The organism is Luteibacter rhizovicinus DSM 16549, from assembly GCF_001887595.1.
GTDB classification, from domain to species: domain Bacteria; phylum Pseudomonadota; class Gammaproteobacteria; order Xanthomonadales; family Rhodanobacteraceae; genus Luteibacter; species Luteibacter rhizovicinus.
Genome location: NZ_CP017480.1, coordinates 2,987,240 through 3,011,353 on the forward strand (window position 1 = coordinate 2,987,240; position 24,114 = coordinate 3,011,353).

The 24,114-nt window shown below is 62.3% G+C and carries 26 protein-coding genes, 1 pseudogene and 1 riboswitch; of the genes and pseudogenes, 14 read left to right on the forward strand and 13 right to left on the reverse strand.

Features of this window, described 5'->3' with window-relative positions:
* Positions 1-105 precede the first annotated feature (105 nt).
* From htpG to BJI69_RS13600, 4 genes are all read left to right on the forward strand, one after another.
* A complete protein-coding gene (gene htpG / locus BJI69_RS13585) occupies positions 106-1,971 on the forward strand; it encodes a molecular chaperone HtpG (RefSeq protein WP_046969211.1) in 1,866 nt (621 codons plus the stop codon).
* Positions 1,972-2,152: 181 nt separating this feature from the next.
* Positions 2,153-3,052, forward strand: a complete 900-nt coding sequence (locus tag BJI69_RS13590; protein ID WP_181016719.1) for an AEC family transporter — start codon at positions 2,153-2,155, stop codon at positions 3,050-3,052.
* A complete protein-coding gene (locus tag BJI69_RS13595; protein WP_046969210.1) occupies positions 3,049-3,447 on the forward strand; it encodes an RNA-binding S4 domain-containing protein in 399 nt (132 codons plus the stop codon). Before BJI69_RS13590 ends, BJI69_RS13595 begins: the two co-directional genes overlap by 4 nt.
* A gap of 2 nt (positions 3,448-3,449) precedes the next feature.
* Positions 3,450-4,241, forward strand: a complete 792-nt coding sequence (locus tag BJI69_RS13600) for a hypothetical protein (protein ID WP_071924967.1) — start codon at positions 3,450-3,452, stop codon at positions 4,239-4,241.
* Positions 4,242-4,350: 109 nt separating this feature from the next.
* Here BJI69_RS13600 and mutS read toward each other — a convergent pair whose 3' ends face one another.
* On the reverse strand, positions 4,351-6,888 hold the full coding sequence (mutS, locus tag BJI69_RS13605; protein ID WP_046967202.1) for a DNA mismatch repair protein MutS: 2,538 nt from the start codon (positions 6,886-6,888) through the stop codon (positions 4,351-4,353).
* Positions 6,889-7,118: 230 nt separating this feature from the next.
* Here mutS and BJI69_RS13610 point away from each other — a divergent pair, with 230 nt between their 5' ends.
* Entirely contained in the window at positions 7,119-9,014 is a 1,896-nt protein-coding gene (locus tag BJI69_RS13610; RefSeq protein ID WP_046967203.1) for an Arm DNA-binding domain-containing protein, read from the forward strand.
* Positions 8,980-9,468 carry a hypothetical protein gene (locus tag BJI69_RS13615; RefSeq protein ID WP_046967204.1) on the forward strand — a complete coding sequence of 163 codons (489 nt, stop codon included), beginning with the start codon at positions 8,980-8,982 and terminating at the stop codon, positions 9,466-9,468. The genes BJI69_RS13610 and BJI69_RS13615 overlap by 35 nt, the downstream gene beginning before the upstream one ends.
* A 462-nt stretch (positions 9,469-9,930) precedes the next feature.
* Here the strand turns inward: BJI69_RS13615 and BJI69_RS23175 are convergent.
* The 3 genes and pseudogenes from BJI69_RS23175 to BJI69_RS13630 form a co-directional block, all read right to left on the reverse strand.
* Positions 9,931-10,062: pseudogene (locus BJI69_RS23175) on the reverse strand (hypothetical protein); the annotation flags it as partial.
* A gap of 152 nt (positions 10,063-10,214) precedes the next feature.
* Positions 10,215-10,571: a hypothetical protein gene (locus BJI69_RS13625; RefSeq protein ID WP_052767113.1), complete on the reverse strand. Its 357-nt coding sequence runs from the start codon at positions 10,569-10,571 to the stop codon at positions 10,215-10,217.
* Positions 10,572-10,734: 163 nt separating this feature from the next.
* The gene (locus tag BJI69_RS13630; protein WP_046967205.1) at positions 10,735-11,016 is read right to left on the reverse strand and encodes a hypothetical protein; all 282 of its coding nucleotides are present in this window, start codon (positions 11,014-11,016) and stop codon (positions 10,735-10,737) included.
* Between the two features lie 153 nt (positions 11,017-11,169).
* Here BJI69_RS13630 and BJI69_RS13635 point away from each other — a divergent pair, with 153 nt between their 5' ends.
* A complete protein-coding gene (locus BJI69_RS13635; protein ID WP_046967206.1) occupies positions 11,170-12,726 on the forward strand; it encodes a recombinase family protein in 1,557 nt (518 codons plus the stop codon).
* Between the two features lie 689 nt (positions 12,727-13,415).
* Here the strand turns inward: BJI69_RS13635 and BJI69_RS22310 are convergent.
* Positions 13,416-14,051, reverse strand: coding sequence for a hypothetical protein (locus BJI69_RS22310; RefSeq protein WP_125903052.1), 636 nt, complete (start codon positions 14,049-14,051; stop codon positions 13,416-13,418).
* Between the two features lie 698 nt (positions 14,052-14,749).
* On the opposite strand from BJI69_RS22310, the gene BJI69_RS22320 reads away from it, so the two are divergent.
* On the forward strand, positions 14,750-14,992 hold the full coding sequence (locus tag BJI69_RS22320) for a hypothetical protein (protein ID WP_046967208.1): 243 nt from the start codon (positions 14,750-14,752) through the stop codon (positions 14,990-14,992).
* 230 nt (positions 14,993-15,222) lie between these two features.
* On the opposite strand, the gene BJI69_RS13645 is transcribed toward BJI69_RS22320, so the two are convergent.
* The 5 genes from BJI69_RS13645 to BJI69_RS13660 form a co-directional block, all read right to left on the reverse strand.
* Complete coding sequence (locus BJI69_RS13645; protein ID WP_046967209.1) at positions 15,223-15,876, reverse strand: hypothetical protein; 654 nt, start codon at positions 15,874-15,876, stop codon at positions 15,223-15,225.
* Between the two features lie 302 nt (positions 15,877-16,178).
* Positions 16,179-16,931, reverse strand: a complete 753-nt coding sequence (locus BJI69_RS13650) for an AraC family transcriptional regulator (protein ID WP_244890687.1) — start codon at positions 16,929-16,931, stop codon at positions 16,179-16,181.
* 351 nt (positions 16,932-17,282) lie between these two features.
* On the reverse strand, positions 17,283-17,426 hold the full coding sequence (locus BJI69_RS22535; RefSeq protein ID WP_154670746.1) for a hypothetical protein: 144 nt from the start codon (positions 17,424-17,426) through the stop codon (positions 17,283-17,285).
* A 74-nt stretch (positions 17,427-17,500) separates the two neighbouring features.
* Positions 17,501-17,677: a hypothetical protein gene (locus BJI69_RS13655; protein ID WP_244465246.1), complete on the reverse strand. Its 177-nt coding sequence runs from the start codon at positions 17,675-17,677 to the stop codon at positions 17,501-17,503.
* Positions 17,678-17,704: 27 nt separating this feature from the next.
* The gene (locus tag BJI69_RS13660; RefSeq protein WP_046967210.1) at positions 17,705-18,247 is read right to left on the reverse strand and encodes a hypothetical protein; all 543 of its coding nucleotides are present in this window, start codon (positions 18,245-18,247) and stop codon (positions 17,705-17,707) included.
* A gap of 218 nt (positions 18,248-18,465) precedes the next feature.
* Here BJI69_RS13660 and BJI69_RS22100 point away from each other — a divergent pair, with 218 nt between their 5' ends.
* The 3 genes from BJI69_RS22100 to BJI69_RS13675 all read left to right on the forward strand — a co-directional run bounded on the left by BJI69_RS22100 (position 18,466) and on the right by BJI69_RS13675 (position 20,522).
* Complete coding sequence (locus BJI69_RS22100) at positions 18,466-18,852, forward strand: TetR/AcrR family transcriptional regulator (RefSeq protein WP_052767114.1); 387 nt, start codon at positions 18,466-18,468, stop codon at positions 18,850-18,852.
* 679 nt (positions 18,853-19,531) lie between these two features.
* Entirely contained in the window at positions 19,532-19,972 is a 441-nt protein-coding gene (locus BJI69_RS13670) for a PAS domain-containing protein (protein ID WP_046967211.1), read from the forward strand.
* An 88-nt stretch (positions 19,973-20,060) separates the two neighbouring features.
* Positions 20,061-20,522, forward strand: coding sequence for a phosphate-starvation-inducible PsiE family protein (locus BJI69_RS13675; RefSeq protein ID WP_046967212.1), 462 nt, complete (start codon positions 20,061-20,063; stop codon positions 20,520-20,522).
* A gap of 444 nt (positions 20,523-20,966) precedes the next feature.
* Here BJI69_RS13675 and BJI69_RS13685 read toward each other — a convergent pair whose 3' ends face one another.
* Complete coding sequence (locus BJI69_RS13685) at positions 20,967-21,377, reverse strand: universal stress protein (RefSeq protein WP_125903054.1); 411 nt, start codon at positions 21,375-21,377, stop codon at positions 20,967-20,969.
* Between the two features lie 57 nt (positions 21,378-21,434).
* Positions 21,435-21,500, reverse strand: a riboswitch (Fluoride riboswitch).
* Between the two features lie 200 nt (positions 21,501-21,700).
* Here BJI69_RS13685 and BJI69_RS13690 point away from each other — a divergent pair.
* Positions 21,701-21,997, forward strand: a complete 297-nt coding sequence (locus tag BJI69_RS13690) for a hypothetical protein (protein ID WP_046967215.1) — start codon at positions 21,701-21,703, stop codon at positions 21,995-21,997.
* A 115-nt stretch (positions 21,998-22,112) separates the two neighbouring features.
* Positions 22,113-22,385, forward strand: a complete 273-nt coding sequence (locus tag BJI69_RS22325; protein WP_125903055.1) for a hypothetical protein — start codon at positions 22,113-22,115, stop codon at positions 22,383-22,385.
* 25 nt (positions 22,386-22,410) lie between these two features.
* Here the strand turns inward: BJI69_RS22325 and BJI69_RS13695 are convergent, their stop codons facing one another.
* On the reverse strand, positions 22,411-22,647 hold the full coding sequence (locus BJI69_RS13695) for a hypothetical protein (RefSeq protein ID WP_071924968.1): 237 nt from the start codon (positions 22,645-22,647) through the stop codon (positions 22,411-22,413).
* 258 nt (positions 22,648-22,905) lie between these two features.
* Positions 22,906-23,265, reverse strand: a complete 360-nt coding sequence (locus BJI69_RS13700) for a hypothetical protein (protein ID WP_046967217.1) — start codon at positions 23,263-23,265, stop codon at positions 22,906-22,908.
* Between the two features lie 306 nt (positions 23,266-23,571).
* Between BJI69_RS13700 and BJI69_RS13710 the strand changes: the two genes are divergently transcribed.
* Positions 23,572-23,886, forward strand: coding sequence for a hypothetical protein (locus BJI69_RS13710; RefSeq protein ID WP_125903056.1), 315 nt, complete (start codon positions 23,572-23,574; stop codon positions 23,884-23,886).
* Positions 23,887-24,114: the final 228 nt, after the last annotated feature.

Consider the following 24,114-nt stretch of genomic DNA (forward strand, 5'->3'; position numbering starts at 1 on the left):
GCTCCAATCGCCGATAAATCGGCTCCCACAGAAAACAGTCGCTCTTTTTTCAGGGTCCGCCCGCCCCCATAATCCTGGGCTGTCCTACCCTGAAGGAACGGCGCCGTGAGCCAGGAAACACGTAAGTTCGAAGCCGAGGTCGCCCAGGTTCTGCACCTGGTGACGCATTCCCTCTACTCGCACAAGGAAATCTTCCTTCGCGAGCTCATTTCCAACGCCTCCGACGCCTGCGACAAGCTGCGCTTCGAGTCCGTCGGTAACCCCGACCTGACCTCGGACGACCCGGAACTCCGTATCCAGATCACCTGGGATCCGGACGCGCGCACCGTCAGCGTGCGCGACAACGGCATCGGCATGAGCAAGGACGAAGTCGTCGCCAACATCGGCACGATCGCCAGCTCGGGCACCCGTCGCTACCTGGAGGCTCTCTCGGGCGAGCAGAAGGCCGACGCGCGCCTGATCGGCCAGTTCGGCGTGGGCTTCTATTCCGCCTTTGTCGTCGCCGACAAGGTCACCGTGATCACCCGCCGCGCGGGTGAGCCCACCGAGGCTGGCGTGCGCTGGGAAAGCGACGGCAAGGGCGAATACACCCTCGAAGACACGAATATCACCGAGCGCGGCACCACCGTCGTCCTGCACCTGAAGGCCGACGAAGACGAGTTCCTGAAGTTCTGGACGCTCCGCGCCGCCGTCACCAAGTATTCCGACCACGTCGCCTTCCCGATCCGCATGCCGGTCGAGAAAGACGGCAAGCCCGATCCGACCGAGTGGCAGACGATCAACTCGGCCTCGGCCCTGTGGAGCCGTTCGAAGAGCGACATCACGGACGAGGAATACCAGAACTTCTACAAGGCGCTCGGCCACGACTTCAACGACGCCCTGGCCTGGACGCACAACCGCGTTGAAGGTAGCCAGAGCTTCACCACCTTGCTGTATGTGCCGGAGCAGCCGCCGTTCGACCTGATGATGGGCGGCCGCGAAGAGCGCAAGGGCCTGAAGCTCTACATCAAGCGCGTCTTCATCATGGACGCCGCCGAAGAGCTGCTGCCGAACTACCTGCGCTTCGTGCGCGGCGTCGTCGATGCGGACGATCTGCCGCTGAACGTCAGCCGCGAAATCCTCCAGCAGAACCGCCAGCTCGAGCGCATCAAGGCCGCCTGCACCAAGCGCGTCCTGGATCTGCTCGAGAAGGTCTCGCGCGACGAACCGGAGAAGTTCGCCACCTTCCTCGCCGGTTTCGGCAACACGCTGAAGGAAGGCATCGTCGAGGACACGGCCAACCGCGATCGCATCGCCAAGTTGCTGCGCTTTGCGTCGACCAAGGGCGACGGCGCGGCGAAGACCGTGTCGTTCGACGAATACATCGGACGCATGGGTGAAGGCCAGGACACCATCTGGTACGTCACCGCGGACAGCTACGCGGCAGCTGCGGGTAGCCCGCAGCTGGAAGCGCTGAAGGCCAAGGGCATCGAAGTGCTGCTCATGTCCGATCGCGTCGACGAGTGGATGCTTGGCTATCTCACCGAGTACGACGGCAAGCGCCTGCGCAACGTGGCCAAGGGCGAGTTCCCGCTCGACGAAGCCGACAAGGCGAAGCAGGAAGCGGCCAGTGCCGAGGCCGCTCCGCTGATCGAGCGCACGAAGACCCTGCTCGGTGACCGTGTGGGTGACGTCCGCGTCTCCGCGCGTCTGACCGACTCGCCGTCGTGCCTCGCGCTGGCCGACTTCGACCTCGCGCCGCATCTGGCCCGCCTTCTGCGTGAAGCCGGCCAGGACGTGCCGGAGTCCAAGGCCGTGCTCGAGCTCAACCCCGAGCATCCGCTGGTCAAGCGCCTCGCCGCGGAAACCGACGACGCCAAGGCTGGGGACATCGCCGGGCTGCTCCTGGAGCAGGCCGAAATCACCGCCGGTGCGCAGCTGGCCGATCCGGCCGCCTTCGTCCAGCGCATGAACCGCGTGCTGCTCGGCTAACGCGCTGCTTTACGGTAGGAGCCGATTCATCGGCGAACGGGTGCTAGCGACAACCTCGAACGTCGCGCGCTGCGCTCTGTGTGGGAGCCGATTCATCGGCGATAGACGATGCACCGTCACCGCTCCGTCGGCCTATCGCCGCTGAAGCGGCTCCCACACAGAGCCTGTTATCTTTGCTGCCATGTCCGCTTTGCTCATCCTCTTCGCCTGCCTGGCCCTCGGTATCCTTTGCCGGCGGTTCGCCAGGCTGCCCGACGGCATCGTCCCGGGGATCAACTGGTGGGTGCTCAACATCGCGCTGCCGGCGCTCGTGCTGGCGCTCGTGCCGCATGTCACGATCGATGCACGCCTCTGGTTTCCCGTGGTCGGCATGTACGTCACGTTCTTCGGGGCATGGGCGCTCTTTGCCACGCTCGGTCGGGTGTTTGCATGGTCGCCTGCGCGGGTCGGCTGCCTGACGCTCGTCTGCGGCCTTGGCAATACATCCTTCATGGGCTACCCAATGATGGAAGCCTTGCATGGCAAGGCGGGGCTTTCGGTTGCCGTCATCGCGGACCAGCTCGGTTGTTTTCCCATGCTCGCCGCGGGCGGTATCGTCGTCGCGTCGATGTACTCGGGGAGGGGAGCGAGCGCTGCCGCTATCGTGCGTCGTGTGCTGACGTTCCCGGCCTTTATCTCGCTGGTCATCGGTGTGGTCGTCGGACGGGTCGGCGGCTGGCCCGAGGTTGTCGAGAAGGTGATGCTGCAAATCGGATCGACGCTGACGCCGCTGGCGCTGTTCTCGGTGGGCCTGCAGTTTCGCCTGCACCTGCAGCGCGACCAGATCGGTGCGCTCGCCACCGGCCTCGGCTGGAAGCTTCTGCTGGCGCCGCTGGTGGTGTACGGCATGGGTGTCGCAGCTGGCATTGGCGGCCTGACGCTCACGGTCGGCGTGCTCCAGGCTGCCATGGCGCCGATGATTTCGGCAGCGATTCTGGCTGACCAGTACGACCTCGAGCCGCGGCTGGCGAACACCATGCTTGGCGCGGGCATCCTCCTTTGCCTGGTCACCGTGCCGCTAGGTAATATGCTGCTTCCATGACCGAACTCCCGACGATTCCTGGCGTGCGCGCCGATGTGTGGCTCTGGGCCGCGCGCTTCTTCAAGACCCGCGCGCTGGCCAAGGAAGCGATCGTCGGTGGGAAGGTCGAACTCAACGATGGCACCTGCAAGCCGGCGAAGACGGTAACCATCGGCGATCGTTTGAAGATCACAAGGGGCGAGGAGCGTTTCGTCGCCGTGGTCGCTGCCTTGTCTGAGAAGCGCGGGCCGGCGCCGGAAGCGCGCAAGCTTTACACCGAAACGGAAGAGAGCGTTGCCGAGCGAGAACGCCATCGCGAGGACCGTCGTTTTACCGGAGGCGCACTCCTGCGGCCTCAAGGCAAGCCGGACAAGCACGCGCGACGCCTGATCCAGGATTTGAAGAAGACGCTCTGACGATGCTCGTTCCCACTGACATCGTGCCGGGACGGCTGCTTAGTCGTCACGGGCGCACGCGTACCCCTCGCTTGCTGGGCGCCATTCGCTCGCTACTCCCCTGGATGGCGACAAAGCCGAAGATCGCGCTGGACCTGCATGAACACGGCATCGTCGCGTATCACGCGGCGTCGCGAAAAAGCGTCTTCGTGTCGTTCATGGCGATGGCCGATCTCTGCCTCTATCGTACGGATCACCGGCTGTTCGGGCCGGCGAATGCGCTGGCGTTTCGCCGCGATCCGGGCGATGCCTGGATCGATGTGCTGGATGGCGATGGTGACGGCGTTCGTCTTCGCGGCGAAATCATCGGAGGCCAGTTGCGCGAGCGCGGCCCGCTGGCGCTTCGTTCGCTGGAAGCCGGCGAGGTGTTGACGTTCCATGCCATCAGTGACGCAGATCGGCTCGCTGCTCGTGCGCAAGGTGCGGCGGCGTTCGGCAAGACGACCGAGCTCCAGCTGAGTCGCATAGGCCTGGATGTCGATGGACAACGCATTGCGATCGAGGAGATCGCGAAGCTCGACGAGGGTGGCCCGGATGGTTCGTTGCGTCTGTTCGACGCGCACGGATACATGCTGTGGAGCGTCCACACGCTGTCGTTGTTCAGCGCGGATCTTTTCGTCGTGCTGATGCGTACGATGATCGAGGCGCACCAATACGGCCTGCCACAAAAAAACCGTCCCCCGGAGATCCACACCCGGGCTGCTGACACGGGTGGGGCGGGGGACGTCACGGGGCGGGAAGATGGAGAGTCGTAAGCCCCGTTGCGGTTGAGCCGAAGGCCCAGACCGCACGTTCACTATAGGAAGCCTGCTACCCGAGGGGAATTCGATTGTTCAGATCGACTCCATAGGGCTTCTCAATGGTTCAGCGCAGCATTTTCCTGAGCTTATACAGCTGGTCCAGGGCATCACGCGGTGAAAGCGCGTCCGGATCCATGGCGCGGAGCGCCTCCTCGACGGGTGACGGCAGCGACGGCGCGAAGAGGCCCATCTGCGGCGTCGCGGCAGGCGGTGTGGCGACGGCGACCGTCACCTCGTGACCTTGCTCCAGCGCGGCGAGGTAGCGGCGCGCATCGGCGATCACTGCCTTGGGCAAACCGGCCAGGGCGGCTACCTGCAAGCCGAAGCTGCGGTTGGCCGGGCCATCCTTGACCGTGTGCATGAAGACCAGCTGTTCGCCGTACTCGACGGCGTCCAGGTGCACGTTGGCGATGGTCGGGAAGTCGCCCGCCAGCTCGGTCAGCTCGAAGTAGTGCGTGGCGAACAGCGTGTACGCGCAGCTGGTCGCGGCCAGATGCACCGCTGCCGCGCGTGCGAGCGAGAGGCCGTCGTAGGTGCTGGTGCCGCGGCCGACTTCATCCATCAGCACCAGGCTGCAGTCGGTGGCGTTGTGCAGGATGTTCGCCGTCTCGCTCATCTCGACCATGAAGGTCGACTGGCCGCGCGAGAGATCGTCACCGGCGCCGATGCGGGTGAAGATGCGATCGATCGGACCGATGGTCGCGGCCGACGCCGGTACGTAGCTACCGACATGCGCGAGCAACACGATCAGCGCGTTCTGCCGCATGTAAGTGGACTTACCGCCCATGTTCGGACCGGTGATGACCAGCATGCGCCGACCCTTGTCGAGCACGAGATCGTTCGGCTCGAAGGGTTCGTCGCGTACCTTCTCGACGACAGGATGGCGGCCACGTTCGATGTGGATGCCTTGCTCGTCGTGCAGCACCGGTGCCGACCAATCCAGTGTCTCGGCGCGCTCGGCGAGATTCGCGAGTACGTCGAGTTCGGCCATGGCCGTGGCGGCGACCTTCAGCTCGGAGAGGCGGTCGGTCAGCTTGTCGAGCAGCAACTCGTAGAGTGCGCGCTCGCGCATCAGCGAACGTTCCTTCGCCGAAAGCACTTTGTCTTCGAACTGCTTGAGCTCTTCGGTGATGTAACGCTCGGCGTTCTTCGTGGTCTGGCGGCGCGTGTAATGCTGCGGTGCCTTCTCGGAATGCGCCTTGGTGATTTCGATGTAGTAGCCGTGTACGCGGTTGTAGCCGACTTTCAGCGTCGAAATACCGCTGGCGGCTTTCTCGCGCTCTTCCATGTCGACCAGGAACTGATCGGCATTGGTCGAGAGCTGGCGGAGCTCGTCGAGTTCGTCGTCGTAGCCTTCGGCCAGCACGCCACCGTCGCGCAACAGCACGGGCGGCTGCGCGATCACCGCGCGGGCGAGCAGGGCGGCGGTGTCGGCGTGATCGCCGATGCGTTCGACCAGGCTGTGCAGCAGCGGGCTGTCGAGACCGTCGATGTCTTCGCGCAGGGCTGGCGCCGCGGCGAGGCCATCGCGCAAGGTGGATAGATCGCGCGGTCGCGCGGAACGCAGCGCCACGCGCGCAAGGATGCGTTCGAGATCGCCGATGCCTCGCAGGCGTTCGCGCAGCGTGGCGTGGCGGCGTGCATCGATCAGGCTACCGATGGCCTGGTGACGCCCACGCAATACCTGGCGATCGCGCAAGGGACGGTTGAGCCAGCGACGCAGCAGGCGCGCGCCCATCGGGGTCACGGTTTCGTCGAGCACACCGAGCAAGGTGTTTTCGACGCGACCGCTCTGGTGCGTGTCGATCTCGAGGTTGCGCCGCGTGGCGGCATCCATCGCGATCGTCTCGCCCGCGTTCTCCACGGCCATGCCGGTGAGGTGGGGCAGGGCGGCCTTCTGGGTTTCCTCGACATAACCGAGCAGGCAGCCGGCGGCGGCCACGGCCAGCGGCATGCCGTCGACGCCGAAGCCGAGCAGGTCACGGGTCTTGAAGAAGCGGCACAGCTCGCGTCGTGCGGCGTCGCCGTCGAAGTGCCAAGGCTGGCGCTTGCGCAGGCCGGGCAGGGTCGAGACGAGCTTGGGCCACGCTACGTCCTCGCCAACGAGGGTCTCGGCCGGCTGCAATCGCGCGAGTTCGGCGGCGAGGCCTTCCGCCGTGGGTACCTCGGTCAGCAGGAAACGGCCCGTGGAGAGATCCACCCAGGCCAGGCCGTAGCCGGTCTGGCCGGCGGCAATGGAGAGCAGCAGGTTGTCGCGGCGCTCTTCCATCAGTGCGGCATCGGTCACCGTGCCGGGCGTGACGATACGCACGACCTCGCGCTTGACCGGCCCCTTGGACAGCGCGGGATCGCCGATCTGCTCGCACAGCGCCACGGACTCGCCCAGCTTCACCAGGCGGGCCAGGTAGTTCTCCACGGCGTGATAGGGCACGCCCGCCATGGGAATCGGCGAGCCGGCCGACTGGCCGCGCTGGGTCAGGGTAATGTCGAGCAGCCGGGCCGCTTTGCGGGCATCGTCGTAGAACAGCTCGTAGAAGTCGCCCATCCGGAAAAACAGCAGGATGTCCGGATACTCGGCCTTCGCGCTCAGGTACTGACGCATAAAAGGAGTGTGTTCTTGCGCCTTCGGCGATATCGGCGAAGGTTCTGACACAGCTAGATTCTCTTTGGGTTCGAGCGTTGACATGATGTATTCGTGACCGGTCATTTCTTGTGTTCGACGCAAGGGGAGCGTCCATAGAGCGTCCATACCGGGAATGCCGAGGTTTTACGTGTGTCCACGGCACATCCCTTGTGCGACAATGCCCGTGCCATGGACACACAGGTGTAAGCATGCCCAGCGCTAAGGTGGTGCAGTATCGCTTGTCGCAAGCCCTGTTGCGCGCGCTCACGGTAGACCAACGTCCGACCGTCAATGCTGAGGGCAAAACCGTACTCGAAGAGAATCCGGGCAAACGACCGTACCGATTTTCCGATGGTTCGCAAGGGGCTCCGCCCGGATTTGGGTTCTATGTCGGACCCACTGGGGCGTTCTACGAGGTGCGTTCTCGTGTCGGCAAGAAAGCCGTCCGCCTCTCGCTTGGCTCCGTACAGGAATTGTCGCTCGCCAAAGCTCACGAGAAGGCGGCCGCGCAGCGATCGTTCATCCGCTCGACCGGCGAGGATCCGCGGCTGGCCCTTCGCAGTGCCGAGGCCGCTCAAGCTGCCCGAGGGCTGACCGTTAGCCAGGCACTCCAGGGCTACATTCGTTTTTTGGAGGAGCAGCAGGGCAGGGGTAAGACCAAAGCCGCCGGGGTCAAGGGCGCGCAGGATTCGCTCGCCCGTCTGTCACGGCCGGAGGTCGGCTTGGCGGACTTGGCCATCACTGCGCTGACCGACGATCTCCTCAAGCGCGCGTGGAATCAGGTCCGTCATTCCGCGATGTTGCGGTCCAACCGCTTGCCCGCCGATGTCAAAGCCAAGCTCGAGAAAGCGGGCGAATGGTGGCGCCTGGACCGGGCGGCGTTGGTGTCGAAGCTCCGATTGACGGGCAAGAACGTCGAGTTGGCCTTTGCGGCTGGCATGGCCGCGGCTGAGCACACGCTCAGTGATGCTTCGCGAGCGGTCGAGCGCGCCATCCGTCAAGAACGAAAGGCAGCCGTCGGCGCCTTACGACAGCCCGCACTGCTGCATAACCCATTCACGGTGTTGGCCGACGAGGGGTTGCACCGATCGACGCGGGAGTTGCGCAAACACTACGAAGCGGCACGGGTCCGAAACCCCTTGGGCGTAGACGACTCGGCCACCGGGCAGCAATCTCTGCCCACCGTGCTCAAATCGTTGGTGGCTCGGCGCGATATGCAGCAAGGCCAAAACGCCACGGCCGTGGACTACATCCTCCTGAGTCTCTTGTGGGGCACGCGTCGCAGCGAGTCAGCCCGACTGTGTTGGTACGCGAGCTGTTCGCCGGAGGAGCTGGACGGTCTCGCTTCGTGGGTGTGGCTCGCACCGACCCCGGAGGCGAAGAATCCCACAACGGGCCTGCGTGGATCCCAGGTTTTCTTGCACGACACCAAAGCCGGCGAGGCGCAGCTGCTGCCAGTGGCTTACTTCGCCGAGCGCGTGCTTCGCTGGCGAATGGAGGCTCGAAAGCAAGGAGAGCAAGTCCTGACCGAAGCCATCGAGACGGGGCGGCGTGAGGTCAAGCAGGTCCGAGAGCGCACCCGGGATATTGTGCTCCGGGCTAAGGCGCAGGCCATCGTGGACCGCGCGGAGTGGCGGCTGGAGCAAACGCAGCGGTGGGTGTTTCCCGCGCGTAATCCCAAGGCGGTCGAGGGGCATTATGTAGATAGCAAATCAATCCTTGCGACGATCAAAGCCGATGCGGATTTGACCGATGTGGGCCTTACCATGCACGACTTTCGACGCACTTTGGGTCGGTTCGCGGCCAAATTGCTGTCAGGACACATGGTCAGCCAACTGCTCCGCCACCACGCGACGAGCGGGAACGACACCGCCATGGCAGATGTGACCCAACGATACGCCCAAGGCGAATGGCCGGACCTGTGCGTGGCGATGGCCAAGGTCGAAGAAGCGCTCATTGCCACGAGTCCCGCAGTTTGGAATATCCTGCGTGATCCTGGAGATGTCGCGCGTCCGCGCATGGACGAACGCAACGATCCTCCGTTGAATGTCCCGAAGTATCGGAGCCGCGGTGCCAGCGAACGAGATCAAACGGACGAAAGCTGAGGCCAGGGCGGCGCTGATCCAGCGTCGGGCCGCGGCGCAGGCCAAGGCCAATCGAGACATCGATCTATTGAACGCCGCGGCGGACGTTCGTCAACATCAGGCGGCCCTGGACGCGCTCGAACGGATGCTCTTGCGCGGCGGAGCGGTCATGCTGGAGACACTGCATCAGGTGTTGCTCCCGCACGTTTGGCTGACCGACGAACAAGGGTGGATCGTGGGCCACATCCTTGCCGCGGAACCGGACGACCTGAAGCGCGCCGTCGAATCCGGAGGGATCGCCGTACTGGCGCTTCCCGCAGCGCTTCAGGAGCGATGGTGCGATCTGGATGCGCAGGCGACGTGGACGGTGGAGTATGGTCGCGCGCTCCGGGCCATTAGCGACCAAGCCGACGCGCGGATGCGCGCCCTTTGTTCTGAGGCGCTACTACGCGGCAGCCTGGATTTACCAGATTGAAGCGCTGATCAGTCGCATCTATCAGCGTGCACGCATCTTGGACTGATTAAAGGTGGCGGGACACCTATTTTCGCGCAAAAGCGAGGCAAAGATGGCGTTTGAAGAGTCGGTCGCCCGAGGAACTCGTTCCGAAGCGGAAATGAAAGTCGCTCTACGATCAGTGGCCCCACGAGGTCTCGATGGCACTTCGACGGGACGAAGCTGACTGACGTCTGCGGGCAGCGGGCAGAGACGCAGCGTTGAGATGGTTCGCACAAAAACTATATTACGGCCCCAAGCCAATTCCGCGCGCGACGTCAATGAGTGACCAACTAGCGGACGGGGCTAGATCACGCATGATGGCTCCATGGTCGCTGCCGATCAGAGCTGCGGCACCGGAAAGCGAAGCACGGGTTCGCTCGACGCGATGGTGAGCGAGTGGCTCGCCCGCGATATGGCCACGTAGAAAAGCTTCGCTTGGACCGTTCTTTTCCTGACGAAGTGGGATGCATCCGGCACCAACACGTTGTCGAACTCAAGTCCCTTCAGTAGCAGCGGCTTGGATAAGGTGCGAGCGATGACTGGGCGTCTGCTGTGGCTCGGGCGTTGGCGCATCGCTTCGGCCGCCAACGTAAGCTGCTCATGCCGACCCGCGTCCACCTCCTCGAGCGCTCGCCGAGCGTCATTTAAGAGATCGCTGCGAAAAGCCTGGACTGCGGGTGTGCTCGCTCGCGGCGCAGCACCGCCACGGCGTCTCTCGGTGATCCTCAAGCAGCGAGGGCCTGCCAGACTTGATCGAGATTGGCCTGAAACGCCGGTTCGAGCCCATCTTCGGGGAGGTGTTCACTGCGCACGATGCCGTCATTCATCATGGAGGCCAAAGCGTTGCGTCGTTCAAGGGGCGTCGTCGCTCGGTCCCATGCTTGTGCGAACTCCGTCAATCGGGCGGCAGCGATTTCTTCCAGCGACTGAAACGCACCGCGCGCCGCCTGCGCCAGCACCGCCAGCGCGTAGCCTGACAGCGCGGGCACGCCGGCCCGGTGATGGCCCACCGATTGTGTGGCGATGACTTTTGCCAGGAACTGGGCTCCCGATAGATCGCCGCCGAGGAGTGCTTCACTCAAGGCAACGCCGTCGATAATCAGGACGGCAAGGTCAAGGCGGCAAGGTCAAGGAAGGATTATTGGTTCTGCAAGGTAGGCTCCCGCTCGTCAACGTGCGGCGGAGACATCCGTAGAAATTTGGAACTCATCGCCAGTGTCTTGCTGGCGCGCCCGCCTCTGATTTTCAGAGCGGTTCGAATCCGAGCCTGTCGAGTTCATCGGCGACGCGCAGCATGCCCGCGCCATATCCCACGCCCGGTGTTGTTCCCACAGGTCCCAGGACGGCCACGAGGTGGGCAGCGGCAAGAGCAAGGTCGACATACCCGGCATCATCGGCCTTGGCCGCAATCAGCTGTGCCCGGAACCGGGCCTCGTCCATATCCGACCCCAAGGCAGCATCACCCATGGCTGCTGCTTCTCGGACGAGGGCGGCGACGTCGAGGATATGGTGTTCACGAGGATTCATGGTGGCAGTATATCGAGCGGCTGCGGCCAGAGTTTTTGGCCGCAGCCGAGCACGGCGGCCCCCACGGAAAACTGTTTCACGGCTGACACAGGGTTCCCGCACAGCTGAAGTCGGCCTACAGTCGACAGGCCTGCCGTTGACGAAGGTGCGGTTATGTCCGTGTCCATTCGACCTGCAGCCGGTTCCGTGGCCCTGCCGGTCTTTGTCGCTGCTTATCTGCGCATGTCGACAGACATGCAGCAGTATTCCCTTGCAAACCAGAAAGCCGCCATCGAAACCTATGCGGCCGAACACGGCATGTCAGTCGTCCGCGAGTACCGGGATGAAGGCCGCAGTGGGCTGACCATCGAACACCGCCCAGGACTGACCGCAATGATGGAAGACATCCGGTCCGGTCGGGCCGGCTTTGATGCTGTCCTCGTTCTGGACGTCAGCCGTTGGGGCCGGTTCCAGAACACCGATGAAGCCGCATTTCACGAGTTCATGTGTTGGCGTGCAGGCGTACAAGTCCTGTACGTCGGCGAGTCGTTCGAAAACGACCAAAGTCCGTTTTCGCTCGTGTTCAAGGGCATCAAACGGGCCATGGCGGCCGAATATTCCCGGGAGCTCTCGACCAAGGTTTCGGCGGGACAACGCCGCCTTGCAAAGATGGGATATCGACAGGGCGCAATCGCGGGATATGGGTTGCGCCGGCTCCTTGTGAGCGCTGATGGTGACGCAAAATTCCTGCTCGCCGACGGCGACCGCAAGAGCCTGGCTTCGGACCGAATTATCCTGGTGCCGGGGCCGCCTGAGGAAGTAGACAGGGTTCGCTGGATATTCGAGCGGTATCTGAAAGGGCAAGGCTGTTCGGCCATTGCACGCGAACTCAACGACCAAGACATCCTCAGTCATCGTGGAAAGCGGTGGGTGTATGCCACCGTTCGGACGATTCTGGACAATGAAAAATATGTCGGCCACGCGGTGTACTGCCGCTCAAGCAAAAAGCTCGCCGGGCGAACAACACAGAATCCGGAAATTGATTGGGTCAGAAAGGACGATGCCTTTGAGGCCATCGTTCCGGCGGACCTTTTCAATGCGGTAAGGGCGGAGCGGTTGGAGCGCCGAAAACACATGTCCAATGAGGATCTACTTATCGGCGTGCGACGCGTCCTCAAACTCAAGGGGAAGTTGACCGCGCCACTCATAGACGCGGCTCCCGGCTTGATGTCGAGCCATGGACTGGCGCGCCGCTTTGGGGGACTGTCCGGTCTATACAGGGCACTTGACTACACGCCAGACCGACACAATCGGTATGCCGAAATCCGCAGATGGCTGACGGATTGGCGGGAAAGCCTGACGGCTTTTGCCATCGAGTTTCTGGAAGACGCTGGCTCAATGGTCCAACGGGACGGATGGCGGCTAAAAATCGACAATGCCTGGACCGCTTCGTTTGTCATCGTGCACGGGTCGAGGCCCGTCGGGAAGACGCAGCAATGGTTCAATCACCGACCTGCAGAGGACACGGATATTGTGGTCTTTGCGCGGGCCGTCTATGGCCAACCTGGGCCCACGGACTACTTCGTACTGCCTCGCGTGCTCTTTCCGGAAATGCCCAAGTGCTTCTATACCCGCAATCGCCCAATACTTGACAGCTGCAGGTACCCGTCGTTGGCGATCCTTGGCGACCTTGCCCGCTTGTCCCGGATGGAGTCGCAGCTGTGTGGATAAGCCACACCCAGCGCGCCTGGATTCGGAAAGAGGAAGCACTGGCCCTCACCGCCGAAGCAGGTAGGGCCGAGGCTCGGTTCCATGGCGTCACCAAAGCCATCGACGCGCTCTTGGCCGACAGTCGAGCCAAAGCCATGCTCAGGCGCCTCGGTATCCGGCGGGTTGCGCTGGGGCGGTCGTCCAGGTTGCCTGAGAACGAGCGTGCCGAGGGTTTGGCGGTGCTCGAAGGCGTTGTGCTCGCCGGGGTGGTTGCCAGAATCCTGTCAGACAGCGAACTGACCCTGTGGCTGTCTTGTCACCATCCGGTGGAGCTTGCCATTTTGCACCGAGCCTGCGGGCGCGGCCTAAATGGGTAACCGGATCGCCGCCGAGCTGGTCGGTCCGGAGAAGCCATCGTTTGCCGATCCAGCACCAGTGGATAGGGATCGTCGGGATGGTTGCGGCCGCACGTCGCGTCATCGACGCCCTCTACGCGGTCGATCCCGCTGAGCTTCGCCGCTCCCGCCGCTCCGTGAGAAATTCGGTCGGCTCATCACTAAGGTCGCCTTACGTAAGTCGGACGAAGATGCTCAATGAGATGGAGCCTAGCACTCACTGTGATGCTTGATCTTCTGGCTCGAGGAGTGCTGTCCGCTCGTCCGCTCAATCGAGGGGAGCCTCAAGGGCCAGCTCGGCGGCGCGAGCGCAGTTTACAGCCGCGCACGAGAGGCCCGCCGCGGCGCCAAGTGCGTGAAGGATTCTTGCAGCAGCCGGGCCTGCGCAGCGGTGATGTATTTCGGCAGCGCATGCGTCCAGGTGTCTAAGGGCGGCGCTAAGAGCTCTGAAATGCGGGAATTAAGATATCGGCGAAGCCAACCCGGTCCCAGCTTTGATTCGGCGAGCGAGGGCGCCAGGGAAGCAAACGTCGAGTGCCATGGGTGCTTCCATTGCTCCTCGAACCGTAGTCCCATCCAGGCTTTAATTTGCGCACGCTCCTCATCTGAAGCTCTGACGTAGTGGTCAGCGATGCGCTGCAGATATAGGTCGAAATGCGCCTGTGATGAGGCCCAATATGGGAGTCGTCGGCCCAACTCTTCGACACTTTCGAAGCAGAGGGACCGACGGTCGATGTGAGCAGGCCAGTCGGCGAACACCACCTCAATGGCGGTGGGTTGCCATGTAGAAAGCGGCCAGCTGCCCGGAGAAACTGGGACGATGGATCCGCCTAGGGCGCACACGAAGCGGGCGACAGAAGTGGGTTTGATTGAGGGCGAGCTGTCCATGTGGCACGTTAATTCCTGCCGTACGATTGTCAAGGCTGCACGCCACAGTCCGCTGAAACTCATGCGCGGCTCCAAGCGAGGTCGCGGCGGTCATGGGCCATAGGTTTAAACGACTGATGTGGCCGGATGCGTTTGCCGTCAATAGAGAGGGGGATTGAAGCGACATATAGTTCACGGCCCTCAATTGGCGGGCGTTTGCAGTGCTTCAACCGGCCAGCATTTGCTGTGTCACTCGCGGCATGCCGATGATGATTCGCAGCTTGCTCATGCAAATACCGCCTGCTCTAGCGCCATCTGTCCGTATCGCAAACAAGGCGCATGCTTTTGCGTGTTAAATCCCGCACAAGGTCGGATTCTATGCTTCAGAAGAATCGCTGGTTTGGGCCGAAGAGGTTTGGTTTTGGGATCGGTCCGACATCCCGGCAAGGATGGCTCCTTCTCATTTTTTTCGTCGTGGCGGGGAGATGCCTGCACGCCCTCCACGTCGCGACATGGCGGGCCCTTTTAGGCGCGTGCGTGGCGACGCTCATCGTCGCTGCCGGACTTTGGGCGTTTCAGTCACGGCGGTGACGCGGAATCCCGCGCATGCGCTCTTTCTGCCAGGTCGCCGCGAGCGTTGACGGCGCGAAGGATGAACGAGATCCCGGGACTGAATGCGGTAAGGCTGCCTCAGCGGGCTGCCGCCTTAGGCGCAGGCTCACGCGGCCTTCGCCGACCAAGGAGCCACACTGCACCGTCGGCAAATCCTGGGGGCGGGCGAGGTGGACGAAAACATACAACTGGTCAACGTACTGGGCGAAGGGGAGCGTTTCGCCCTTCGGCAGCTGTGTTCGACCGCTTATCTGGCGTCGGGCAGACTGGACGACAGCGCTTGCGCTGGCCTTGTCCGGGCAAATCTGGCCTGGAAAGACTGCGACGGGTACTGGGGCGCCACGGACAAGGGCAAGGCGGTTTTCGTGCACCTGGAAAAAGATCTGGCACGAAGAACTCACCAACTGTTCTGATTGGAAGGTGCCTCCGTCGTCTCGGTGGCATCGACCGGTGCTTGGTGGGCTCCGGGCTATGAGCCCATGGAATTGACCACCGGCGCCACTGGCTGAGCAGTATTCGGCTCACCGCTCAAATCATACTGAGAAGCTGCCGCTCCTCAGTGAGTGTTTGAAGGCTGATGCATGTCGAGGACATTGCCTGAGATTCGAGATGCCGACGGGGCATCCATCCCGGCTGCCGTGAGCTAGTCGGGAGTGCCTTGGTGGTCTTGGTCCAACCACCCCAGCGGTCGGTTCATCGCCCACTCGATTTCCCGCGCTTCGGCGTCTCCCAGTCCGAGGCCTGCCAGCGCCTCGTGCAGCACGAGCCGGGTTACGCCGAGCAGCCGAGCTGTTGCGATCAGCGTCGACAGCTCATGGCCCCCTAGCTCGTTCAGAACACGCGCGAGGTTTTCTCGCCGGTTCTCCTGGACCGGCAAATGCCGATCTTCCGCCGATGGCTCGCTCGCACACCCGCCGTCGCCAAGGTCGCCGTTGCACAGCGAGACCAGTGCAATGCCATCCGTGGCGCCCGTGGCGCGTTCTGTGGTGGTCTCGACCACCGACTGCGCCGAAGTCAAAATGTGTCCCCCACCACCGGCCAAAAAGCGATGAAAGCTGGCCCAGTCGAAAGGTGCATCGTGCGCTCGAGAACGGCGGATGGCACTGCGGCCGAGCGACGTGAGGCGCCAGCGGTTTGTGTGATCGGACTCAATAAGCCCTTTCAAAGCCAACTGTCCGCACGGCCCGTCGGTTAACGCTGTGACGCCCTCGGGATCAGCAAGGAGCTGTTCGAGCGCTGACGTTTCGTCGCTGGGCATAGCCGCCAGCATTTTTGAGTAGTCCGTCGGCGGTTCCATAGCGATGTTCCTTTTCCATGCAGTCGCGAACGAGCGAGGCCATCTCTCGTCGGTTAGTCCCGCGTGTTCTTGTCACGCTGAAGCTCAGCGCCCTCGCAAGGGGCAGCTAGGAGTCGATCAGACATGTGCACGCCATGGCCTCGCCGCGCACGCCAAGGCTTGGCGGCCCACCGGGGTCTTTGCGATGCGCGCCCTCTGCGTCACCACCCTACCGAGATACCCGAGCGGATGCTTGCTTGGAATCAGCGACTGCCATGCGGAAAATTGCATACCCGCGTCCAAACAAGGCCAATGACCCGACGTCATTCCGCTGGGGGATGTTCGGTCCGGCGCTCGTCATGGCACATCGCACGATACACACTGGGTGGCACCCCAACGGTCGCTTTGAACTGGCGCGCGAGCGCACTCTGGTCGGAAAAACCGCACGCCATGCTGATGGCGCCTATCGGTGCGCTTCCGCGCAGCTGATGCATGACGGCCTCGATTCGGATCTTCGTCAGCGCCTGATGGGGGGTTAATTGGAAAACGCGGCGAAAATGGCGTTCCAATTGCGCCACAGAGCAGTGAGCTAGCGTTGCCATGTCCAGTATCCGGATGGAACTGGCGAAGTGCGCCTGCATGTGGGCCACCACTCGTTGGAGACGGCGGTAGCTGCGATCATTCCCATCCGGTGAGCCGAGGTCTCGGGAGATCCCGATAAGACCGCAGATGTGCCCGTCCACGATGAGGGGCTCCTTTGACGTAAGACACCAACCAGCCGCAAGGTTGTCGGAGACGTGCACCTCCAAGTGCCGATCGATTCGATCGCCGCGGAGCACATGTCGGTCTTGGGCTGCGTACGAAGTGGCCATGCCAGGTGGGAATAATTCCGTGACATGCCTGCCGACAACATCGCTCCGCTGTGTCAGCCGTAGCCGGCGAATCAGCGTTCGATTGGCGTGGGTATAGCGTCCTTCGGTATCCTTTACGAAGAAAACGACATCCGTCAACGCGTCAAATAAACGTTCAAGCTGCTCAGCCGGTACTTGGATAGCGCTGCGCGGTTTCGAGGTCACAGAAATAACCTGTCAGTGCTTACGCAGTTCGGGCGTGGCGGTTTCGCAACCACGACAACGGCCACCAGGGTTGAGGTTCGCCGCGTGCCGTCGCAGCGACGGCGGCTAACGCATCGTCATAGTGCCTATGGCATTGCAGGTCAGCAAGTTCCTGCTGCTTATGCTCCGCGCCGAGACGACGGCTGAGCGGCCCAGCGGGCGACTTCCGCCTGCCTATGTCCGTCAACGACGAGCGCGACAAAAGGTCGAGAGCCTCGGGTAGGGGCGAAGTACTCGCCCAGGAAACCCCGTGACGTAGTGATGCAAGGGGCGCCCGGCAGAGGCGCGCGGAAGGTCTCCGCCAGGAGACCTTCATGAGGTACGTCGAGCGACCAGCGCCCACACCACCACGATGACAATCAAGGTGGCGCCCAGGATCAAACAGGCCCGGCGCTGCCCTGCCTGACCCCAGTAGTCCGCAATGGCAGCGAGCACGAACGTGACGAATTCCACCATGACGATCAGATACCGGCGGAGGCGATTTCGATGGCGATACGCCGGTTGACGGCAGCGGCACTCACGCAGGTCTGCTAGCGGCGGTCGTTGGACACACCGGTCACGTACGTTACGATGGACAAGGCACTCTTGGCTACGTAAGACCAACCTGGAACCCAGCCCACCGGCTTTGGGACCAGGCTGAAGGCTGCGGAGCACTCCATGATTTCGTTGGTGACTGTGCCCAGGATGTCGCCGACTTCGGCATTCATGTCCCATCCGGAAGCGAGACCCTCACTTCAGATCGAGGCGGCCACCTGGCGTAGCTCGACCTGGTCTGCTTCGGTGGGCGTGTCGGCGGTGGCTGATGGGGCCGCGTTCGGCGAGGTACTGGCAGGCGACGTCGAGGGGTTGGCGGGAGGGGTCACGTGCAGTGCCGGACCGAACCGCCGTGCCCAGATTTGCAGCGCCGGATGGACGGGGCCTTCGCCGACGTAAATAATTTCGCCCCGGTCTTCGTCAAAGTAAGCCGCGAAGGTTCGGCCATCAGCATAGTGGACGAATGCTGCAGCATGGGTGAGTGGCGCGCCTGTCCGCCAGCCATCAAGGAACCACCCGCCGTCTTTGAGGGCCACTGGATGGGCAGTGACAGTGAAGTTCCGAGCAAAGGCTGGATAGGCATCGCCCAGCGCGTGGCGGAGATTGACATCAGCGGCGCTGATGACGAGCGTTTCCGCTGGCGGGTCGATCAAGCGTTGGGGGGCGGCCAGCGCTGGAGCGCTGACGCCGGCAAGGGCAGCGGCAAGAAGGGTTGGAGCGAGCAGTTTATCGAGCATGCGCATCACACGGGTCCTTGTCTGAGATGAACGTCGAATGCCGGCCGATACTGGCGGGCCTGCGGAGCAGGGTCTACGTGATGCACATTCGTCAATCTCCGTCCAAATCAACCGTGTCACAGGCGGCATTGCGGGGCGCAATCGCGAGTCAGGAGCGTGCATGCCAGGTCAGACGACCTTGAGAATGTTCGTAAAGCTCCGACGCTGGTGATTCGGGGGCGAGCATGGAGGGCATCGCGCAAGCCGCTGGCGTTTACATCATGACGTTATATCGGCACGCAGAGGGCAAGGACGATTTGTTCGCCGCCGTGATCGAGGGCGCCTGCCATCCTGATGACGAGGAGGAGCGCGCCCGCCTCGAGGGCGTCCTGCAAAAGTCTCTCGCCGAGATCCTTTCGTTCGTTGGCGTGATGTTCCAGGAGCGGCTGAACGGTGCTAAGACAACGAGCCTGCTGCGCGTGGTGATGACCGAGATCCGGCGTTTTCCGCACCTAGGCGAGATGGCCTATCGTGGCTTGATCGGCTCACACGAGGAGCGGCTCAACCAATTTCTGTCGACCCGACCCGACCCAAGACCAGAGCGCTCAATCCGGATCAACGGCGGCACTTAGGCACCGCGTTCTTCAACCGTCTGATCGGATTGGATGGCTACCGCGTGCTGCTGGGCCTCCCCTGCGCGACACGCGAAGAGATGGAGGATCGCGCCTGGTTGGCTGCTGATGAGATGATCGCGTCGATTCGATAAAGGACTCTCGTCCGTAAAGTTCGCCCGAGCATCTCCCGACACTTGTCATGTGCCTCGGAGGTCGGACAACGATCGCTTCAAGCATCCGCTATTCGGGTAAACAACACCACGCCAATATGCTTTTCGGGCGCGGTGACGATGCGCGACGCCGTCGGCAGGGAGATATCAACTCGCTGCCGACCAGGGGGAAACTACCTACGGTAGCTGTCCGGATAAAAAGCCGAGGGAGAGGAAGGATGGTTGATGCGGATATCTCCGTTCCCACACGGATGATGAACCAAAGTCGTTTGCACCACGTCGACTGCGCTTGGTACCCCCCCCCTCACGCGCTCACGGCACTGCGCATCGACCGAAGAACGGCTTTCCACAGGAACGGCCCGTGCCCACCCCAACAAGCGCCGCATCCGGGTGATACTAGGGTCGTGCCGAGCGCTGGAAATGAGGTCAGGGCGATTCAAAGAATCAATTCTGGAACGACGTTAAAGCCAACGAGCCGGTGGCCGATAACCGGTCCACAATATGTTCGCGCGAGGAGTGCCATCGACGTGGTCAAAGACAGCGATGCGAAGAACCATGTCGAGCTCATGCGTCATGCGCTGGACCACCGGAGGGGGTGCGCGGAAAAGGAACCCGAGGGCCTCATTGTCTGCGATGTCCATGGCTCCATCGTGTTTGCCAACACAAAGGCAGAAGAGATTGTCGGCCTTGTGCGCATCGGTGCACTTCCCGACGACTACAGCTGCATGCACGGGATTTTTTCCGAGGAGGGGCGGCCTTATCCGTCGTCCGACGTGCCTTTGGCGCGCGCAGCGTTGCTGGGTGAATCGGTCCGGGACGTGCGCCTTGTGGTCCGCAGATTCGACGGACCATCGCACCTGCTGTCGGTCGATGCTGGCCCCGTATATGACGCGTCGGGCGTGGCCGTCGGCGCAGCAACGACGTTCCGGGTGGTCAAAGACATCGGGCCGGAAAGCGGCGCGCGTTAGCCAGGCCCCGTCCGAGGGTCAAGTTGTGAACCAGCGCAAGCAAGAATATGCTCGTCTGAAGCGGGGGGCACCGTTCGGGAGAACCTCCATGCAACCGAATCGATTGAAACAGCTCACGGATACCTGGGCGCTCTTGAGCTATTACCAGAGATTCGAGGGGCTCGTTGCCCTGGTTCTCACCTTTCTGGTCGGTCTCATCATCGTCATTGCGTTGTTTCGCCTGACCATGGGTGTCATGACCGACCTCGTGTTCAACGCGCTCAACCCGTTGGACCATGCGGTTTTCCAGACGGTCTTCGGCGAAATCATGACGCTGCTGATTGCGCTCGAATTCAACCACACGTTGCAGTACATGGTTGCGCGCAAGCAAAGTGTCGTCCAGACGTCTGTGGTACTGCTGATTGCACTCCTGGCGCTGTCCAGGAAATTCATCTTGCTCGATCTGAAGGCCGTCAGCCCGGCCCAGCTGCTTGCGCTGGCGGGTGCCACACTGGCGTTGGGCCTGACCTACTGGCTCATTCGGAGCAGCCACGGAGCGGGCGACGCGTGACAGCTGGTGCCCGCCGGCAAGGCGGACGTCCCGGCCCATGGCGTTCCAGGTGCGGGACAGGTCCGGCTTTCAGAAAGGGTCGGTCTGGTGGTCCTCGTCATGCCATCCGTCACGCCGGTGCATGGTCCACTCTGTGTTTCGGGCAAACAGGTCACCGATAACCGCGCTCATGAGCATGCTTTCCAGGCTCACACTGTTGGTGACGAGAAATGTGGCCTGAGCCTCGATTCCGGTCAAGCCTCCCCTGTCAAGCTCCCCGAGTAGTGTGCGCAGGTTTGTGCGTCTGTGCTCTTGCACGTGTTCCATTAAACATCCAGGACTGGTCGTCGCGTCGGGAGGGCTGGGAAGCAGCGGGCTTGTTGGAAGGCACCGCTCTTGGTCCCATGCCTCCATCGTACGCTGCATGCCCGGCGCCCGCTTCATCAATGAGCCGCAAGCGCGGCTTCAGTCGCGCAAGGTGAGCAGGATGCCGCGTTTGGTGAACACTTCGTGCAGCGCATGGGGCGGATGCATGCAGATGACATGGGTCACATCCTCGGCATCGGCCCTGTCTGCGATGGCTTCCATAGTGGGAGGCATCACGATTTCGGCGGTGACCTCGAGCCCCGCCCGTTTGCCGGTACGGACCAGAGCGTCGAGCTCATCTTGCAGGTCTGGCGCTGGTGACGCACTGGCCGGGTCCGGAACCAGCAGGCCCGCAATGAACACCGAGGCCCGAGAACTGGCCGCGTGACCGAACGCCCGCAACACCGCAGTGCCGGCCAGGGGCGTGCAGTCGTACAGGACCATGTAACGGGGCGGGGTCCATTTTCCGACGGCTTTGTTGGTATCAAGCGCAGTTGTACTGATGTTCATCACACGCTCCGAATGAAGCGCTGCCGACAGTGGGGCACTACCCATATCGCCTTGCAGCATATGGTAGGCATCATCAGCCACGGCGGCGGTTGGGTCAGGAGTTATGTCATCTCCTGTGGACGGAGCATGCGCTTTGCATGGGTGAGCGTGCCGTATAGGTGCAGTTGCATCCGCGAAGTTCGCCAGGAAACGCCGGGGTGCAATGGGTGAGGGTGTGGCCCTGAGCGCCGAAGAAGTACTGTTCAGACTTCCCGTTTTTTCGAGCAGGAGCGGTGCCACGGGCAGGCTTCACAGCTCCGTTTGCGTCAGGCTAGAATTTTTCGATGACGCTTCAAGACGACCAAACCCTTTTTGCCACTGACGTTGCGGCCGAGGCGCTGGCCATGAATGAGGCCGCCTTGCAACGGGACTTTGACGAAGCGCGGTTCCGGGCCCGGATGGTGGTCGGCAAGGCTTACGGGGAGGGATGCTTCGGGGTGGCAGCGATGGCAGCACGCATCGTTGACGCGCTCGGTGAACCGGGAACGACACCCCGACATGGCTACGGTGAGTTGATGCTGCAGCTCGCGCACCTCATCGGTACCCTTGTCCGTGAGCCCTTGCAACAGGGGACAGCGTGAGGGCGCTTTGCCATGCGCGCAGGCGACCCGTCTTCACTAACGTGAAGGCGACCGTTAAAGCAAGTTGGAAAATGGCCGATGCATCCATGTCCGACCTGCATCCGTAAAAGTCATCATGCCTGTCCAAGCCGCACGCCTTGCCAACCTGCGCTCAGTCATTCGCCTTCTCGAAGAGGAAGGACTAGTTACACGCCAAAGCCAGGCTGATTATCTCGATAACGCAGTGACCGCATCCAGGTTGCAGGCCATGCTTGACGGTTCGCACATTCACACCTTGTTTGCCGAGCATGTCGAGCACGTCCTCTTCAAGCCTCGCGGCTGGATGAGTGAGTGTCACAGCGCAGAAGCGCTTGATATGGCCGAGGACCCACCCGAGGTATCCGGGTAAAGGAGAGCGCTCTACTCCGTTGCTGTCAGAACGGGTCGGCGCGGTGGTCTTCGTCAAGCCAGCCGTCCCGCCGCTGCATGGTCCACTCGACGTGCCGGGCGAACGGTGCTGTGATGAAGTCGCGCTCCAGCATGCCCTTGAGTGGTGCGGCCCGGGTGGTCAAGAAGGATGCCTGCGCATCGAGGCCACGCAACCCTTCGCTTGCCAGTTCAAACAGGAGGCCGCGCAGATTCGTGCGTCTGTGTTGCTGGAGATTTTCCATGGCGGTCCACCGGGTTTCCAAAGCCCACTTGTAGCAGGGCATACGAGAAAGGGAGATGACTCCGGTCGCGTCTGGAGACACCGTTTGACCTGGGCAGCGAGGCTTGCCAGTGCGGCATGGGCCGGAAGACCAACTTCGATAACGAAAACGAGCGCATCGACCGACGGCCGCGCACGGGGTTCCCCACTTCGACGGGAACGTCATGGCCGGCTCTGTGTATGTCGACCACGGCTGGCAGTCTCCTGACAGTCCCGGCCCTCACTCCGCCCACTCGCGGACGACGCCCTGCATTTCATAGGCAATCGCCTGAACCGCCAGGGCCATCTCTTTCTCGGACCTCGCGCCTTTTTCCACTGACTGCTGGAAAGCACCGGCGGCGCTGGCAAGCGCCGGCATCCCCTGTGCCCACCCGATGGTTCGCACCCGGTCCGCGAACCCCCAGGCATGTTTGACATCACCGTGCCGCACCGCGTCGAGAAGACCGATGGTGTCGTTGACGAGCTGCACCAGAACTGGATTCATGCCCTTGTCTGACGCGAAGGGCGGCAACGGGACGCAGTCCTGGCGTGCACAGGCGGTCACATTGTCCCTGGTCTTCACATTTGTCGGGATGCTCACCGTCCCCTAACCCTTTTCGCCCGAAGTCGTCACGGCTAGGTCGGCTTAATGCGGTTTACAGCAGGAGAGCAACATGCCCATGACAGACATCGCATTTGCGTCGACCACTGGCGGCAGTGCAACGGTTCCGGGTGACGCCCCGGTGCAGCCAGAACCCCAGCCCAACCAGCCTGACAGCGACCCCGGTGAACCCGACCCGGGCTCGCGTGAGTTTCCGGAAGAAGGCGGGCCCCACCAAGCGGCCCAGCAGAACCCAGACGACGTCGAGCGTTGAAGTCTGCCTGCTACGACAAGGCGGAAACAGCTATGGTTTTGACGCCACCACTGCCGCGCGAAGTTTCGTTGTTATCGGAGCCGTGGAGCAACTGCATGATCGGCCGGGTGATTTGGTATCACCCTGAGCTGCGTTTCGGATTCATTGAATGCAGTGCGGGAATGACGCTCGGCACTGTGACACGGGGATGCCTTGATTTGTTCCATGAAGTGAAAGGGCCCTTGGCGGTGACCGGACCTGCGACCCTGACCAACGTCTCGACGGGGAGAGAGGTCTTGTTCGACGTCGAAGCCAACGCGTTGTCCGAAGACCAGGTCAACGAGTTGCTGGGGCTGGTGCAAGGTTAGACATGCAGTTGTCTGTTCGTGGTGCTAGCCGGAGTCAAGAGCGGGCTTGGTCCCAGTCACGCAACCGGTGCCTGTTTGCCCGCCACAGACTTTGAATGAGCGAGCGGTTGAACGCACTCCTTCACCCTCCGGTCGGCACTGTGCCGGTAGATAAGGACAACCGTCTCGACTTCACGACCTTGCAAGGCGCGACCGCGCATCCGAGCCGACACACTTGGTTTCAGATGC

Bases quoted from the DNA above. Each gene is read 5' to 3' on its own strand.
- BJI69_RS13630 (WP_046967205.1), bottom strand. From the start codon at position 11,016: ATGAATCCTCGTGAACACCATATCCTCGACGTCGCCGCCCTCGTCCGA.
- BJI69_RS13675 (WP_046967212.1), top strand. From the start codon at position 20,061: ATGCAACCGAATCGATTGAAACAGCTCACGGATACCTGGGCGCTCTTG.
- BJI69_RS22310 (WP_125903052.1), bottom strand. From the start codon at position 14,051: ATGAGTTTCAGCGGACTGTGGCGTGCAGCCTTGACAATCGTACGGCAG.
- mutS (WP_046967202.1), bottom strand. From the start codon at position 6,888: ATGCGTCAGTACCTGAGCGCGAAGGCCGAGTATCCGGACATCCTGCTG.
- BJI69_RS13695 (WP_071924968.1), bottom strand. From the start codon at position 22,647: ATGGAAAATCTCCAGCAACACAGACGCACGAATCTGCGCGGCCTCCTG.
- BJI69_RS22535 (WP_154670746.1), bottom strand. From the start codon at position 17,426: ATGGTGGAATTCGTCACGTTCGTGCTCGCTGCCATTGCGGACTACTGG.
- BJI69_RS13595 (WP_046969210.1), top strand. From the start codon at position 3,049: ATGACCGAACTCCCGACGATTCCTGGCGTGCGCGCCGATGTGTGGCTC.
- BJI69_RS13660 (WP_046967210.1), bottom strand. From the start codon at position 18,247: ATGCGCATGCTCGATAAACTGCTCGCTCCAACCCTTCTTGCCGCTGCC.
- BJI69_RS13655 (WP_244465246.1), bottom strand. From the start codon at position 17,677: ATGAATGCCGAAGTCGGCGACATCCTGGGCACAGTCACCAACGAAATC.
- BJI69_RS22325 (WP_125903055.1), top strand. From the start codon at position 22,113: ATGCCTGTCCAAGCCGCACGCCTTGCCAACCTGCGCTCAGTCATTCGC.
- BJI69_RS13710 (WP_125903056.1), top strand. From the start codon at position 23,572: ATGGTTTTGACGCCACCACTGCCGCGCGAAGTTTCGTTGTTATCGGAG.
- BJI69_RS13600 (WP_071924967.1), top strand. From the start codon at position 3,450: ATGCTCGTTCCCACTGACATCGTGCCGGGACGGCTGCTTAGTCGTCAC.
- BJI69_RS13610 (WP_046967203.1), top strand. From the start codon at position 7,119: ATGCCCAGCGCTAAGGTGGTGCAGTATCGCTTGTCGCAAGCCCTGTTG.
- BJI69_RS13590 (WP_181016719.1), top strand. From the start codon at position 2,153: ATGTCCGCTTTGCTCATCCTCTTCGCCTGCCTGGCCCTCGGTATCCTT.
- BJI69_RS13690 (WP_046967215.1), top strand. From the start codon at position 21,701: ATGACGCTTCAAGACGACCAAACCCTTTTTGCCACTGACGTTGCGGCC.
- BJI69_RS13645 (WP_046967209.1), bottom strand. From the start codon at position 15,876: ATGGAACCGCCGACGGACTACTCAAAAATGCTGGCGGCTATGCCCAGC.
- BJI69_RS13635 (WP_046967206.1), top strand. From the start codon at position 11,170: ATGTCCGTGTCCATTCGACCTGCAGCCGGTTCCGTGGCCCTGCCGGTC.
- BJI69_RS13685 (WP_125903054.1), bottom strand. From the start codon at position 21,377: ATGAACATCAGTACAACTGCGCTTGATACCAACAAAGCCGTCGGAAAA.
- BJI69_RS22100 (WP_052767114.1), top strand. From the start codon at position 18,466: ATGGAGGGCATCGCGCAAGCCGCTGGCGTTTACATCATGACGTTATAT.